Genomic DNA, 14,315 nt, shown 5'->3' on the forward strand with positions numbered 1-14,315 from the left:
AAGCGGGCCGCGACGGGCCGCGTCCCGCGGCCGGCGGAGCGTCCGCCGCGGTCCCGCTTCCCAAGGAGGTCACCATGCGTTTTCGTTTCCTCCCCTTTTTCCATGCGCTCCCGGTCCTCGCGCTGGTCATGGCCTGCTGCCTTCCGGGCCAGGCCCGGGCCGCGACCTTTGCCGACGCCGACGGCGTCGCCGTGGCCGTGCCCGACGCGCCCAGGCGCGTGTACGCCCTGTCCCCGCCCGAGGCGCTGCTGGTCTACGCCATCAACCCCTGTCTGCTGGCGGGCTGGAATTTTCCCCAGACCGAGGCGGCCAGGGCGTGGTATCCGGCCTGCGCCCGCGACCTGCCGGTGCTCGGCGGCTTTTTCGGTCAGGGCCTGACCCCGGACAAGGAAGCCCTGCTCAAGGCCGCGCCCGATCTCGTGATCGGCGGCACCATGGCCCCGGTGAACAAGGAATTCGAAGCCCTTTTCGCCAGCCTCGGCATCCCGGTGGTGCGCATCGGCAGCCGCGACCTGGACGACTACCCCAAGGCCCTGCGCCAGTTCGGGGAACTGCTCGGCGACAAGGCGCGCGGCGAGGCGCTGGCCGCCTATGCCGAGAAAACCCTGGCCGACGTCCGCCAGGGCGTGGCGAAGATCCCCCGGGACAAGCGCCTGCGCGTCTACTACGCCGAGGGCGAGGACGGCCTTTCCACCGACGGCCAGGGCTCGTTCCATACCCAGGTGCTGGAGCTGGCCGGCGGCCTCAACGTCCACAGGGCCCCCCCGAGCCGCATCTTCGGCATGGACAAGGTCACCATGGAAACGGTGATCGGCTACGCGCCGCAGGTGATCGTGGCCCAAACGCCCAAGGTCCGGGCCGCCATCCTGTCTTCCCCGACCTGGCAGGTCATTCCCGCGGCGCGCGACGGCCGGGTGCTCGGCCTGCAGGCCCGGCCCGTCAACTGGTTCGACCGGCCGCCGTCGTTCATGCGCCTGCTGTCGCTCAAATGGATGGCCCAGGCCCTCTATCCTGACGTCTTCGCCTATGACATGGTCAAGGAGACCCGGGAGTTCTTCAAGCTCTTCTGGGACAAGGACCTGACCGAAGCCGAGGCCCGGACCCTGCTGGAACCGGCCGCGGCCGCCAAGCCATGATCGCGGACCGGGGCAAGCCCGCCCGGGCGGCCTTTCTGAGCCAGGGCGCGCCCTGGCTGCTGGCCCTGCTGCTTGCCGTGGCGGCCGTCTGGTCGCTGACGGTCGGCAACTACCCGATCTCCCTGGCCGACCAATGGCGCTACGTCCTTGACCTCTGCGACCCGGCGGCGGGGCCGGCGACCCGGCAGGCCAGGCTCGTCGGCGTGGTGCTTGGCGACGTCCGGGCTCCGAGGCTTTTGGCGGCCGTGCTCATCGGCGCGGCCCTGTCCACCTCGGGCGCGGCCTACCAGTCCATGTTCGTCAATCCCCTGGTGTCGCCGGGGCTGCTCGGGGTGCTGGCCGGGGCGTCCTGCGGCGCGGCCCTCGCCATGCTGGCGGAGCTGCCCTGGACGGCGGTGCAGGGCTGCGCCTTCGCCGGGGGCGTCGCCGCCGTGGCTCTGGCCCTGGGACTGGCCCGCCTGAGCCGGGGCGACCGCCTGCTGCTGCTCGTGCTCGGAGGGGTCATCAGCACGGCCCTCTTCACGGCCCTGCTTTCGGCGGTCAAATACCTGGCCGATCCCACCAACCAGTTGCCGGCCATCACCTACTGGCTCATGGGCGGCCTGTCCCGGGCGGACAAGGAGACGGTCCTCAAGGCGACGCCGCTGTTCGTTCTCGGCATGGCCGGGCTGTTCCTCTTTTCCCGGCAGCTCGACCTGCTGAGCCTTGGCGACGAGCAGGCGCGAAGCCTGGGCCTGTCCGTGGGCCGGGCGCGGTTTTGGCTCATCGCCCTGTCCACGGTCCTCAGCGCCGCCACCGTCTCCATCGCCGGGCTGGTCGGCTGGGTGGGGCTGATCATCCCCCATGCCGGCCGCCTGCTGGTCGGCCCGTCCAACCGGCGGCTCTTGCCCACGGCGGGCCTGCTCGGCGGGCTGTACCTGCTGCTCGTGGACGACGTGTCCCGGCTGGCCTTCGGCGTGGAGATTCCCCTCGGCATCCTGACGGCCCTGGTCGGCATTCCCTTTTTCCCGCTGGTGCTTAGAAACGCCCGCCGGTCCTGGGGCTGACATGCACGTCTTCGCGGCGGAAAACCTGGCCTTTTCCTACAACGGCACGCCGGTGCTGTCGGGCGTGTCCTTCACGGTGCGCCCCGGAGAACTCGTCTGCCTCCTCGGCCCCAACGGCTGCGGCAAGACCACACTGCTGCGCCTGCTGCTCGGCCTGCTCGCCCCCACGGCGGGGAGGGCGACGGTGGGCGGCCGGGAAGCCCACGCCACGCCGCCCCGGGACATGGCCGCGGCCGTGGCCTACGTGCCCCAGTCCCACCAGGGCGCTTTCGCCTACAGCGTGCTCGATGTCGTGCTCATGGGCCGCGCCGCCAAGTCGTTTTTTTTCGGCCCGCCAAGCGCCGAGGACGTGGACGTCGCCCTGCGCGCCCTGCGTCGCTTTTCCATCGAGCATCTGGCGCGGCTGCCCGTCACGCAGCTCAGCGGCGGCCAGCGCCAGTTGACGCTCCTCGCCCGCGCCCTGGCCCAGGGCGCGCGGGCCCTGGTCCTCGACGAACCCGTCACCGGCCTCGATTTCGGGCATCAGGCCAGGTTCCTGGAAATCCTGCGCGAGCTTTGCGCCGAGGGCTATACCTGCGTCATGACCACCCATTTCCCGGACCATGCCTTGTGGGTGGCCGACCGCATCCTCATGCTGCGCCAGGGCCGGATCGTGGCCGACGGCCCGCCAGAGGACGTGGTCACCGCAGAGACGCTCGGGCGGCTTTACGGCGTGGATATTTCCGTTTTCCCCATCGCGCGGGCCCTTCGCGTCTGCGTTCCGGACCGCATCCGCCGGTTGTGCCGCAGCGCGAGGTCGACAAGACCCCCGGGCTGAAAAAGCAGGGGGGAGGCCCTCCCTTGGAAACCCCGGGAGCCGGGCCGCGCCCCCCGTCGGTGGATCGGCCTGAAGCGGCGGCGATCCCGGCAAAGGAAAAAGCGGCCCATTTCCGCCAGGGAGACAGGCCGCCCATTGGTCAGAATTCTGAAAACTGCGCCGAGGGCCTACACCTGCACCAACTCCCGCACTGCCGGCACGATCCGCCCGTCCTCGACCGTCCCCCACAGGCAAAGCGGGTCTGCGCCCACCTCGGGAGTCCAGGGGATGGCCGCCTCATGGGCCAGCGGGACATAATCGCGCGGGTCCGTGGACAGGGGGGCCACCGGCTTCTTGCGCGTGGCCTTGGCGAGGAGGGCCGCGCGTCTCCTGGAGGTCTCCTCGACTCGGTCAGATGCGCCCCGGCCCCCGCCGGCAACGGCATTTCCCTGTCGGGATAAACCACGCCCCCAGGCGTGGCGGTCGGCGCGTGAGACACTCCGTTAAGGCGGTTCAAGCAAGGGCATCGCCTTTGGGATGCCCTGCATATGGCCATGCCCCGCTGGGCCGACTATCCGCAACGCCTCGGAATACGTCAACATCTCTTGCTGCTGGTGAGATGCTCTGATACCAAGCGTCATGTTGAGTGTGCCACGTCGCTGCCGGGTGTGTCCGGCTCGTCAGTGATCGCCCCTCTTGAACCACTCCGGCTGACGGCCCGGGAGTGGCTTGTTTGCACGGTGGCCGCCTGCGGCTTCCTCTTCGACAGCTACGAACTGCTTATGCTTCCGCTCATCGTGCGCCCGGCGCTCATGGAACTCGGCGGCATCCGTCCCGGCTCGCCGGAATTCACTTTCTGGTTCGGACTGCTCTTTTATGTCCCGGCCATGGCCGGCGGCGCTTTCGGACTGCTCGGCGGCTACCTCGCCGATCGCTGCGGCAGGCAACGGATACTGACCGCAAGCATCATGCTGTATGCGATCTCCTCGTTCTTGACAGGATTTGCCACGAACCTGCCCATGTTGCTTGCCCTGCGATGCCTGGTCTTCATCGGCGTATGCGTGGAGTTCGTTGCCGCGGTGGCTTGGCTGGCCGAAATTTTTCCCGAACCCCGCCGGCGCGAGGCCGTGCTTGGAATCACGCAGGCATTTTCTTCCGTCGGGGGGCTGCTGGTGGCCCTGGTCGGAGGTGTTGCGGCATCGTTGGCGGTCGGCCGTCCGATCACAGTCCTTGGCTGGCTCACCTTGCCGCCGCTGTCCTTGCCACCCATCGTCCTCCCGCATTTTCTGTCGTTTCTCGGGCACATCGACAATCCGCACGCCGATTGGCGCTACACGCTCATGTCCGGCCTCATGCCCGCCCTGCCGCTTCTTCTGGTGAGGCCTTTTCTGCCGGAATCTCCGCCCTGGCTGGAAAAACGCCGCGCCGGCCGCCTGGCGCGGCCGAGCGTGGCCGCCCTGTTCTCCCCCGGGCTTCGGCGCACCACCTGCCTGGTCACCGGCATGTTCACCCTGAGTTTCGCCGCCTCCTTCGGGGCCTTGCTGCAAGCGCCGCAGATCGTGCCGGGACTGCCCGAGACCCGGGCCGCTGTGGCCAAAGCCCAGGACACGTTTCTTCCCGAAGCGCATCAGGCGGCGCTTCGAGCCCAGTGGACGGCGGCGGGACGCGGCGAGGACGAAATCGAGCGGCGCATGATCGCCGAAAAGCGCCGCGTCGCCGGCCCGGTGGAGCAGGGGATGGCGGCACGCGTGACCACGTTTCAGGAAATGGGGGGGCTTTCCGGGCGGTGCGCCCTGGCGGTGTTGGCGGTCTGGATCGTCAGCCGCCGGAGGCTGTTGCGGACGTTCCTGATCCCGGCGGCGATCGTTTTGCCGGCGACCTTCGCCTGGGCCGGGGCCACGAGCCTGCCCGCCTTTGAAGGAGGCCTGTTCCTGGCGGGTTTTTTCGTGATCGGCCAGTTCAGCTTCTGGGGGAATTATCTCCCCCGGGTCTTCCCGCTGCACCTGCGGGGCACGGGCGAGAGCTTCGCGGCCAACGTCGGCGGACGCATGATGGGATCGTGCTTCGCCGCCCTGACCCAATGGCTGGCCGCCGCTCTTCCGGTCGTCGCCGCGCATCCCGCCCGGGTGGCCTACGCCGCCGCCGCGGTCGCCTTCCTGGTCACCCTGGCCAATCTGTTCGCCTCGCGCTGGCTGCCCGAGCCCTCCTCAGGAACCCTGCCCGGGGACGCGCAAGACGTTTGAGGACGCAGCGAGAGCCCATTCGGAAAGCCGCGGCGGCACCCCAAGGCCGGCGCTCGCTCAGCCGTCCCCGTTCCCTCGGCCAAGATATTCCACAGCCAAAGCCGTCAGTTTTCGCCGGTCGGTCTTGCCCCGGGGCGTCACAGGCCACTGCGCGACAGCCAGGCAGGCCACGGGCACGGACAGGGCGTCCACCCTGTCGGCGATGTGACGGAGAAGCGCTTCGGCCCCGGGATCGGGGCCGCTTGTCCGGTAGAAGGCCACGGGCACCTGCCCGGCCGCGACATCGGGCGCTCCCACCACCACGGCCTCGCCCACGCCGGGATGCCCGGCCAGGACGTCGGCCACCAGGGCGGCGGCCACCTGGACGGCATGGCGCACGATGACGTCCCCGCAGCGGCCGAGAAACCAGTAGTCGCCCGCGGCGTCGCGGCGCATGAGATCGCCCGTGTCGTACCAGCCGGTTCCGATGGCCCGGTGCGTGCCCATGGTGTCGTTGAAATAGCCGACCATCATGTTGGCCGAGGTGACGAGAAGGCGTCCGGGGCTCCCCTCGGGGACGTCCCGCCCGGCGTCGTCCACAAGCCGCATCGACACGTCGCCCACGGGCCTGCCGACGCAGCCGGGCCTGTCCGTTTCGTCTGGCGTGACCACGGCCACAAGGCCTGTCTCGGTGAGGCCGTACAGGTTGCAATACGGCCGGCCGGTGATTCTCCGGGCCGCCTCGTAGAGGGCTGGCGCCGGCGCGTCGCCGCCGCTGAGCCAGAAGCGCAGCCGCGAGTGGTCGACCCGGGCGGCGGCCGGATCGGCGAAAAGCGCCCTGGCGTAGCTTGGTATCACGAGGCAATACCCGGGGCGGGTCTCCCCGTAGAGACGCCAGAACGCCGCCGGGGCCGGTTGTTCGGCCAGCACGACGGTCCCGCCCTGGCGCAGCACGGCCAGCGCCTGGACCACCAGGACCACCGGCCGGTCGGCACGGAACACGGCCAGCGTCGTATCCTCGGCCGTAATGTTCAGGGCTTGGACGAAGGCGTCCACGCGCCGCGCAAGCCGCTCCTGGGTGTGCGCCACGGCCTTGGGCCTGCCGGTGGAGCCGGAGGTGTGAACGAGCAGGCAGACCGGGTCCGGCACGGTGCTTCGGGGCGCAGGGGCGGTTGGGGCATGGGCGAGGAGGGCGTCGTACCCGAGGGCCTCCGGTTCGGGTCCGTCGAGGCAGACCGTTGCCGCCAGCTGCTCCCGCGCTTCTGGCGGAATGGCCGCAGCCGAACCGGAGGCCGCAACGAGGCCCCTGGCCCCTGTCTGGGCGAGGATCTCGGCCTGCCGGGCCGGCGGCGCGTCCTGCGAAAGGGGGACAAGGACGAGTTCGGCCCGGCAGGCGGCCAGGATGACGGCGACAAGCTCGATGGAGTTCGGGAGCAAAACGGCAAGCCGGTCGCCCGGGGCAAGGCCAAGGCTCGAAAGCCAGGCGGCCAGCTTGTCCGCGTCTTCGACCAGTCGGGCGTAGGTGACGTGACGCGGCCCGCAACGCAGGGCCACGGCCTCGGGTCGCCGCGCCGCCGTGGCGGCCACCATGCGGAAAAGGGGCACGGAGCACTCCTTGGCATGTTCCCATGCCCAGCGCCGCCGCAGGCTTTCTTCTCTTCAGCCCTGGCGACGTTTTTACCGAGATGCTACTTCTCGGAGAAGTTTGCTGGATCGGCTTTGATGTTTTTCCCGATCTGGTTGCGCAAGGATTTGCTGTAGGCAGCCGTCTTCGCTTCGCCGGTTTTGTTGTCGTACTTGAACTTGAACTCGACATCGTTTGGCAAGTCACATCTGTATAAGCTCACTTTCCCGTCGGTCTTTACGGTAATCGGACTGCAAAGGCCTGCCTTCATATCGGCGAGAATGTCATTTTTGTCCCTGCCGACGACACGGATGATCCTCGCATAGTATTTCCCGTCGACAAATGCATAGGCAATGGCTGGAGATGCCTTTTGATGCACCGGAAGGCGGCAGACTCCCACATAATTATAGTAGGACACGCCTTCCTTTTTCATATAGAATACAAAATTCCCGTCGTCGATATCGCTCATATTGGCTCCGAAATCAAGTTTTCCGCACTCAAAAGCTTGGGCATGTTGGAAACACAAAGCGGTGAAGATAAATACCGCAACAAAAAAGAACGTGCGCATAAACCCCCCGTTGTTTGTTGGACTAAATTAAGTTAAGTATCCCTCGATGTAACTGTTTCTCTACGGTCAATATCCATTTGAAATTGTCCAATCACAATATCAAAGCAGACGTCTCTGGGTGGAAAACATGACTCCGACTCGTGTCGCAGAGTGCATCTTCCCGCATCGCTGGCGAAAGCGTGGGATACGATAACGTTATTTAGAAAATATCGCATGGCTTGCGGTAACAGTCAACATAAGGGAATGATACTCTGAGGGCTGAGACGCAATCGGCAAAGGTTCACACTTGTTATGATCCCCGGAGGCTTCCCTGTATGCCTCATCGTCTCAGAGCCAAGCGGGCGGCTTATGTTCAACGGACATCCAACTGGCGGAGCGCTTCGTTCGTCAATCGGAATGGCTGCTTCGCGGCAGGTCGATAGCCGGACCGTTAGTCGCTCCAGGGCTGCCCCTGTTCCCCTCGTCTCAGGCAAATCACGACGGTTTTGCACTGAAAAGGCTGGATAACCGCCCCAATGGCTAACCTCTGCAGAACCGCCAGGGGCCGGGCCTGGGTCATTTCAGCCGGAAAATGTTATTCATAAAGCAAGAAAAGCAAATTATTCCAATATATATTTCTGCTTTGCCCTTCGGGAGCAGGACGCCGGGTGTTCAAACCCTCTCGCCTGGCCAATTTTCGAGGGGACGGACCGGATCCGGTCCGTCCCCTTCGTCTTATCCGATGCCGTGCGAGCCCAATGGTGCTTGTTCCATGGGGGCGGCTGGCAGTCCGGATGACAGTCGCCGGGGCCATGCGATGCGCAGCGGCATCTACCCGCGACAGCTCCCGGCTGCCGCCGGCCCCGCCTGTCGCGCCGCGCAGCCGCAAGCCGCAGCCGGGGTTTCGACCGCCCCCGGCGTCTGGAGAGCGTCGTGGAAAAGGCCCGCTGTCCGGGCCGTCAGCCGGATGCACTTGTCCATGCGTTCCTGCGGCCCGAACCGGGCCAGCAAGGAGGCGCAGGACGTGCAGCCGTGGATTGCCTTGAAACGATCGCGCACGCCGGCCGCCAGGGCCGCCAGGCCGTCCCAGCCTTCGGCGCCGCCGTGCCGCCCCCGGAGATACCCCAGCGCGATGAGGCCGCCCGAAAGCGCTCCGCACATCTCCTCCTTGCTGCGGCCCACGCCTGCGCCGAAAGCCGTCCCCAGTCGCGCCGCCTGTCCGCATTCCTCGACCCCCTGGCCGGCGAGGACAGCCGCCAGCACCGCTTCGGCACAGTTCAAGCCGCTTTGAAACAGCGCCTGCGCCCGTTGTTCCACTTCTTTCGTTTCCATGGCTCTCGCCCTCCGGTTGCGCCGTGCCGGAACGAGGCCGGCGCGACGGTTGCTTCGATCTGGATTTCTGCTTAATGACAGTCTTCGATCGAATCCAACGAATTTATCCGAAGGGGTCGATCGGAAATCCCGAACAGACCCGGCACAGGAGGCGCTTGTGGAACTGCGTGATGTCCGAACGTTCGTGGCTGTGGCGCGCCACCTCAGCTTTCATCGGGCCGCGCTGGAGGTGCACGCGGCCCAATCCACGGTTTCCGCGCGCATCGCCGCCTTGGAGGACGAGTTGCAGGTCCGCCTTTTCGAACGCCTCGGCCGGCGCGTGCTGCTCACCGAAGCCGGAAAACGCCTGCAGCAAATGGCCGTCAAGCTCCTGGATCTGGAGGACGAAGCCAGGGCCTGGGTGGCCGGCGCTTCCGAGGCGCGAGGGGTGCTCACCGTCCGCGTGCCCGAGTCCCTTTGCGCCTGGCGGATGGGACCTGTGATCCGGCAGTTTCGCGAGGCGTATCCTCATTTGCGACTGCGCCTTATCTCGTGCACTGTCGAAGGGTTGGAAAATGACTTGCGCCAGGGCGTCACTGATCTCGCCTTTCTCCTGGCGGACAGCGTTCGGGCCGGCGACCTCGTTGTGGAAGCGCTTGGCATGGAGGAACTGGTGTTGGTGGCCGCACCAAGGCATCGGCTGGCGCGAAACGCAACGCCCTTCGGGCTGGACGCCCTGGCGGGCGAGACGTTGCTGCTTTGCACGGCGGATTGCGCCTATCGCAAGATATTCGAAAGCATGCTGGCCGAAGCCGGGGTGCATACGGCGGCCTGCCTGGAGTTCTCCAGCGCAGCGGCGCTCCGGGGCTGTCTGCGAAACGGAATGGGGTTGAGCATTTTGCCGACATCGGCAGTCCGTGAAGACATTGACGCCGGCAACCTGGCGGTCCTCCCCTGGGACAGCCCCACCTTGGAAGTGGCCGTGCTGATGCTGCATCACAAAAGCAAGTGGATTTCTCCGCCTCTTGCGTCCTTCATGGCCATGGTCCGCGCGGAGCTTGCGATGGGCTTGTCCCCGGCCTTGATCGATGGTCTAGGGGTAAAGTCCTTGCAGAACACCGATGCGGGAAAGGACAAGGCGTGCTGTAGTTCGAAGGAATGAATTTCGCGGGGGAGGGACAACGCTGTCCCTCGTGTCTCCCTCCGTCTCCGGACGGGAGGGGACGACGGCGGGCCACGGGCATATGGCGCTCAACTCCGGGAAGATCGGGATGTGGGATGCACACTGACCTGGCCACGACCGAACTTCGAGGGGACAGGCCCGGTTCGGCCCGCCCTCTCTGTCCTGTGCCTGCCGGGGTCACGGGTTCATAGAAAAGGTCTCGTCCTGTTCCGCCAGAAACGTCGCGTAGTCGCGCTCCAGGTGCAGGCTGGAGAAGAGATAGACGGTCCCCTGGGAAGTCGTGGTGAAGGCGATGTCCCGAAACTCCTCGCTCGCGGCCATGGCCTTGAAGGCGGCTTCGATGGCCTCCGGCGCCAAATCGAAGGGCGGCGCTTCGAAGAGTTCCACGGGCACGGGCCGGGGGTAGTCCCGGGAGTTCGCCCGGATCTCCTCGGCCATGAGCAGGGCCGTGACTCCCTTGCGGTCCAGGATGCGGGCGTAGGTGCGGCTGAGCAGGGCCGGGTCGTGGTACACGGCGCGTCCGGACAGGCTGGCAAGCGAGGCGATTTCGGGCAGGCCGGACAGCAGGGCCTCCACGCGCCGGCACGGATCGACTTCGGGTTCCGTATCGAGGCATTCCCCGAAACCGCGCGCCCGCAGCCGCTCGACCACCTCGTCGGCACCGACCAGCCGCGCCTCGGCGCTGGCCTCGCGTACCGCCTCGACGATCGCCTTGCCCAGATCGGGCGCGTCGCCCGCGCTCATTTCCCGTCCTGCGGCACGAGTCCGGCCGCGGCCAGCCCCTCGCCCACGTCCGCGAGCCCGAGCGCGGCGTAGCGCGCCTTGCCCGGCGCGCCCGTGGCCGTGTCCCAGCCCATGGCCTCGTAGAAAAAATCCATGGCCCGGCCGATGTCGGCCCGGTCCATGCGGATGGTGCCCTTGGTGAAGGGCGCGGCCCCCTTGGCGTCCTCGAACACCCAGGGCGGCACGGTGTCGTGTCCGGCGCGCATGTCCACCTGGCCCATGTCCCGGATGGTCAGGGCGCGGTGCAGGGTGAAGATGCGTTCCCCGGCCCGGTCCAGTTCCTCCCGGTCCATGGGGCGGCCGGTAGCCAAGCTCAGGAACTTCGACTCCAGGCTGTCGTCGCCGGCGTAGCCGCGCTCCCAGCGGGGCGAGGCCACCCAGGGCCCCATCCAGTTGCATACCCCCAGCGCGTCGTGCAGCTCCTTGCGCATGAGCGACCACTTGGCCCGCCTGGCCTTGTACGGGTTGGCCGGGGTGTAGTCCCCCGGGGCGTCCAGGGCGTCCGGGGAGCCCCAAATGTCCGTGGCCAGCTTCTTCTGGACGGCCAGAGGCAGGCCGTTTCGCACGAAGTTCGTGTGGGAGTGGCACTGGGCGTCGCGGTTGTACTGGGTGTTGATGATCACCCCGCACTGGCCGTCGTCCTCGTTGGCGTGGTGCTTGGGATGCCCCATCTTCCAGTAGGTCGTGGAATGGTCGTCGGCCCAGTCCGACTCGGGAATGGACCAGGTGTCGAAGATCGCGCCCGTGCCTCGGCTCAGCACGTCGCCGAGCTCGCCCTGGCGGTTGGCGATGCGGGGGACGAGGTCCAGCAGGAAGGCCGGGTCGTTCCTGTCGTACTTGTCCCAGGGGATGGAGGCGTATTCCTTGGAACCGAGCCTGGCCTTGAGATAGCCGCCCTCGTAGAGCTTGCGCAGATCGCGCTGCAGCTGGCCGTAGTTGGACCACACGCCCATGTCGTCGGCCAGGTGCATGCCCACCATGCAGGCCTCGATGGCCGCCTCGCCGCCCTTGCCGGCCATGAGCCCCTTGAAGAACATCCGGCCGAACTGCAAGGCGATGCAGGTGTTCTGGGCCATGTCCGGGATGCCGTACTTGACCGTCACCGACGGCACCCGGAGCATGGTGTGGCACCGGATGGGGCAGGCCGTGCAGCCGTTGCCGCGCACGGTGTACTTCCAGGCTTCCTCGCCCAGAAAGAAGGCGGCGCTGTTGGTGCGGTAGACGATGCGGCTCAGGTCGTGGATGTCGCCGGTCAGCTCCACCGGCGGCTTGGCCGCTCCCCAGCGCCGGCCCGGCTGGCCGACCCAGCGCGAGGCCGGATTGTAGTATTCGGCCTGGGGCGTGGGAAAGCTCGGCACCACGTGCTGGTTGTTCGCGCCCAGGATGGAGAGGTGGAACTTGACCAGCTTCTCCCACTCGGCCTTGTCCCCGGCGATGCGCACCGCGCCGCTGCCCTGGACGGCCACGGCCTTGAGGTTCTTGGCCCCCATCACGCCGCCCACGCCGCCGGCCGAGTGGGAGACCGAATTGATGACCATGCCCATGGGGGCCTGGCTTTCCCCGGCCTGGCCGATGGCCGCCACCACGCAGTCCGGCCCCATCTCCTGGCTGAGCTCCAGCGTGGTCCGGCGGATGCCGCTGCCCCAGAGATGCCCGGCGTCGCGGATCTCCACCTTGGCGTCGCGGATCATGAGCCACACGGGCCTGTCGGCCTTGCCTTCCACGATCAGGGCGTCGTAGCCGGCGTATTTGAGCTTGGCCGCGAAATGCCCGCCCATGTGCCCCGAGCCCACCAGGGGCCTGGGCCAGCAGGTGGGGAAAATGGTGGTGATGGTGGTGCGGCCGTTGCACGGCACGCTGGTGCCGACCAGGGCTCCGGCGGCGAACACCAGTTTGTTGGCCGCATCGAAGGGCCCGGTCCCGGCCGGAACCTCGTCCCAGAGCACCCGGTAGCCGAGCCCGGCTCCGCCGAGCACGGCTTCGTAGCGTTCGATCGTATCCTGGACCCCGATCTTTCCCGTGGACAGGTCCACCCGCAAGACCTTGCCGGCGAAACCACCTCTGCTGGCGGCCATGTGCGACTCCTTGCCGATCTCGAAGGGTTACTTGACGGCGGTCTTGCCGGCGGGGACATGGCAGTCCAGGCAGGCCTTGGCGTTTTCCGGGGAGGGCGCGGACAGGCCGGATCGAAGCATCCCGCCGTCGCGGGTGAGGTCCCGCCACGGCACGTAGCGAAGCGCCGCGGCCGGGCAGGCCTCCACGCATTTGGGCCGGCCGTGGCAGAGAAAGCATTTCGTGGCCACTCCGGCTTGTTCGTCGAAGGAGAGCATGTCCCAGGGACAGGCCCGTTGGCACAGGCGGCAGCCCACGCAGGCGGCGGGATCGACCACCCGGGCCCCGGTTTGCGGATCGTCCTTGATGGCGTTTTGGGGACAGGCCGTGGCGCACGGGACCGGATGGGGGCATTGGCGGCACACGCCCTGGACGATCAGCCCGTCGCCCCAGTCCCCGTGCATGGCGTCGCCGCCCGTGGGACCGCCGGGCCCGAAGTTGACGGCGCGGGCGATCTTGATGCGGGACAGGGAAGGCTGGGCGCGGCCGTCGTTGAATTCCGTGCAGGCCAGCTCGCAGCGCTGGCAGCCCACGCAACGGGTGGGATCGGCCAGGATGACCCCCTTGGCATTGTCCAGGATCACCAGCGGGGCGTTCGCGCCGAAGGCGTCGCCCAGGCCCAGGAGGGCCAGGCCGGACAGGGCGCAGACGGACAGCTTGAGAAAGCCCCGACGGGAGAGCTCGGCTTCCAATCCAGAGGCCTGGGCCGCCCGTTCGATCCATTCCGAAGGGACGTCGCGGATCATGTGCATGCGTCTCCCGTTCACCGCATTCCCGGCTTTGGTGACCGGAGGGGTAAAAAATACACGGCGAAACTCTGGGCCTCAGGAGTTCAGTAAAGCCCTTTTGCATGGGCGTCCATGGTTTCCTGGCTACCGTCCCCGTCGTTTGACGCGACGGCAGTCCCCGCGCCACCCAGCCAGGTCCGGGTCGACGTTGGCCAAAAGCGCGAGCACACACTGTCGTATCGCCGGTGTCTGCACCCGCGTGAGCTCAAAACGGAAGGCGGAAGCGATATGCTTCTGCTCCGCAGAGGTCTGGCTCTACCAGAAGAGGCGTGCCTGCGAATAATGGTCGGAGAAAAGTTCCGCTTTGCCTCGGACCATGTCCTGCGCCACCTGCTGCGGGTAGCTGGTGTAGCCCCTCAAGAGACTCACCGACTCAAGCGCATGTTGTAGAGCCCTGTTTGTTGCCAGAAGTGGGGGTATGCGCCGAATGGCGAAGTGCAAAAAAGCCGCCCTCCAGGCTGAAGGCGGCTTGAGATGCCTACACCCAGTGCACGTGGGCTTCGTTCCTGGGAGGGACCAGCCGGTAGCGGTATTTCGGATAACCCAGTATGAGCCCGCCATGCACCACATGTCCGTCGGGAACACCCAGCAACGCGGTCAGAGCACGGGTTTCCCGCGCGGCCATGACTAGTGTTGCGTCCTTGAAATAAATCTATATACTGGCCTCCAGTTTAGGAGGTCAGGATGGGCGCTCGGGTAAAGGTTGAGTTGACGGAGGAGCAGGCGGCAACGCTGCGGATGCGGGCTGGGTCCGGCAAGACCGAACA

11 protein-coding genes and 2 pseudogenes are annotated in these 14,315 nt (G+C 66.9%); 5 read left to right on the top strand and 8 right to left on the bottom strand.

Translation table 11 applies throughout. The annotated features are described in order from the left end of the window. Positions 1 to 74 precede the first annotated feature (74 nt). From Q1K70_RS12310 to Q1K70_RS12325, 4 genes are all read left to right on the top strand, one after another. Positions 75 to 1,136: an ABC transporter substrate-binding protein gene (locus Q1K70_RS12310; protein WP_300159928.1), complete on the top strand. Its 1,062-nt coding sequence runs from the start codon at positions 75 to 77 to the stop codon at positions 1,134 to 1,136. Beyond that, positions 1,133 to 2,182, top strand: a complete 1,050-nt coding sequence (locus Q1K70_RS12315; RefSeq protein WP_300159930.1) for an iron ABC transporter permease — start codon at positions 1,133 to 1,135, stop codon at positions 2,180 to 2,182. Before Q1K70_RS12310 ends, Q1K70_RS12315 begins: the two co-directional genes overlap by 4 nt. Before the next feature lies 1 nt (position 2,183). Further along, positions 2,184 to 2,999, top strand: a complete 816-nt coding sequence (locus tag Q1K70_RS12320) for an ABC transporter ATP-binding protein (protein ID WP_300159933.1) — start codon at positions 2,184 to 2,186, stop codon at positions 2,997 to 2,999. 527 nt (positions 3,000 to 3,526) lie between these two features. Continuing rightward, entirely contained in the window at positions 3,527 to 5,221 is a 1,695-nt protein-coding gene (locus Q1K70_RS12325) for an MFS transporter (protein ID WP_300159936.1), read from the top strand. Between the two features lie 57 nt (positions 5,222 to 5,278). On the opposite strand, the gene Q1K70_RS12330 is transcribed toward Q1K70_RS12325, so the two are convergent. From Q1K70_RS12330 to Q1K70_RS12340, 3 genes are all read right to left on the bottom strand, one after another. Then, a complete protein-coding gene (locus Q1K70_RS12330) occupies positions 5,279 to 6,805 on the bottom strand; it encodes a class I adenylate-forming enzyme family protein (RefSeq protein WP_300159939.1) in 1,527 nt (508 codons plus the stop codon). An 83-nt stretch (positions 6,806 to 6,888) separates the two neighbouring features. Then, positions 6,889 to 7,392 carry a hypothetical protein gene (locus Q1K70_RS12335; RefSeq protein WP_300159942.1) on the bottom strand — a complete coding sequence of 168 codons (504 nt, stop codon included), beginning with the start codon at positions 7,390 to 7,392 and terminating at the stop codon, positions 6,889 to 6,891. Positions 7,393 to 8,202: 810 nt separating this feature from the next. Beyond that, positions 8,203 to 8,703: a C-GCAxxG-C-C family protein gene (locus tag Q1K70_RS12340; RefSeq protein WP_300159945.1), complete on the bottom strand. Its 501-nt coding sequence runs from the start codon at positions 8,701 to 8,703 to the stop codon at positions 8,203 to 8,205. Positions 8,704 to 8,860: 157 nt separating this feature from the next. Between Q1K70_RS12340 and Q1K70_RS12345 the strand changes: the two genes are divergently transcribed. Further along, positions 8,861 to 9,844: a LysR family transcriptional regulator gene (locus Q1K70_RS12345; RefSeq protein ID WP_300159948.1), complete on the top strand. Its 984-nt coding sequence runs from the start codon at positions 8,861 to 8,863 to the stop codon at positions 9,842 to 9,844. A gap of 198 nt (positions 9,845 to 10,042) precedes the next feature. On the opposite strand, the gene Q1K70_RS12350 is transcribed toward Q1K70_RS12345, so the two are convergent. The 5 genes and pseudogenes from Q1K70_RS12350 to Q1K70_RS12365 all read right to left on the bottom strand — a co-directional run. Next, positions 10,043 to 10,609 (bottom strand): hypothetical protein, encoded by a 567-nt coding sequence (locus Q1K70_RS12350; protein ID WP_300159949.1) that lies wholly within the window; start codon positions 10,607 to 10,609, stop codon positions 10,043 to 10,045. After that, entirely contained in the window at positions 10,606 to 12,723 is a 2,118-nt protein-coding gene (locus tag Q1K70_RS12355; RefSeq protein WP_300159951.1) for an aldehyde ferredoxin oxidoreductase, read from the bottom strand. The genes Q1K70_RS12350 and Q1K70_RS12355 overlap by 4 nt, the downstream gene beginning before the upstream one ends. Positions 12,724 to 12,750: 27 nt before the next feature. After that, a complete protein-coding gene (locus tag Q1K70_RS12360) occupies positions 12,751 to 13,512 on the bottom strand; it encodes a 4Fe-4S dicluster domain-containing protein (RefSeq protein WP_300159954.1) in 762 nt (253 codons plus the stop codon). A 120-nt stretch (positions 13,513 to 13,632) separates the two neighbouring features. Continuing rightward, positions 13,633 to 13,791, bottom strand: a pseudogene (locus Q1K70_RS22150) (catalase-related domain-containing protein); the annotation flags it as partial. A 235-nt stretch (positions 13,792 to 14,026) separates the two neighbouring features. Next, positions 14,027 to 14,137, bottom strand: a pseudogene (locus tag Q1K70_RS12365) (nitroreductase); the annotation flags it as partial. Positions 14,138 to 14,315 lie beyond the last annotated feature (178 nt).

This window comes from Solidesulfovibrio sp., from assembly GCF_029978005.1.
GTDB lineage: Bacteria > Desulfobacterota > Desulfovibrionia > Desulfovibrionales > Desulfovibrionaceae > Solidesulfovibrio.

Coding starts and splice junctions, on each gene's coding strand:
- Q1K70_RS12355 (WP_300159951.1), bottom strand. CDS start 12,723: ATGGCCGCCAGCAGAGGTGGTTTCGCCGGCAAGGTCTTGCGGGTGGAC.
- Q1K70_RS12335 (WP_300159942.1), bottom strand. CDS start 7,392: ATGCGCACGTTCTTTTTTGTTGCGGTATTTATCTTCACCGCTTTGTGT.
- Q1K70_RS12320 (WP_300159933.1), top strand. CDS start 2,184: ATGCACGTCTTCGCGGCGGAAAACCTGGCCTTTTCCTACAACGGCACG.
- Q1K70_RS12310 (WP_300159928.1), top strand. CDS start 75: ATGCGTTTTCGTTTCCTCCCCTTTTTCCATGCGCTCCCGGTCCTCGCG.
- Q1K70_RS12325 (WP_300159936.1), top strand. CDS start 3,527: ATGGCCATGCCCCGCTGGGCCGACTATCCGCAACGCCTCGGAATACGT.
- Q1K70_RS12340 (WP_300159945.1), bottom strand. CDS start 8,703: ATGGAAACGAAAGAAGTGGAACAACGGGCGCAGGCGCTGTTTCAAAGC.
- Q1K70_RS12315 (WP_300159930.1), top strand. CDS start 1,133: ATGATCGCGGACCGGGGCAAGCCCGCCCGGGCGGCCTTTCTGAGCCAG.
- Q1K70_RS12360 (WP_300159954.1), bottom strand. CDS start 13,512: ATGCACATGATCCGCGACGTCCCTTCGGAATGGATCGAACGGGCGGCC.
- Q1K70_RS12350 (WP_300159949.1), bottom strand. CDS start 10,609: ATGAGCGCGGGCGACGCGCCCGATCTGGGCAAGGCGATCGTCGAGGCG.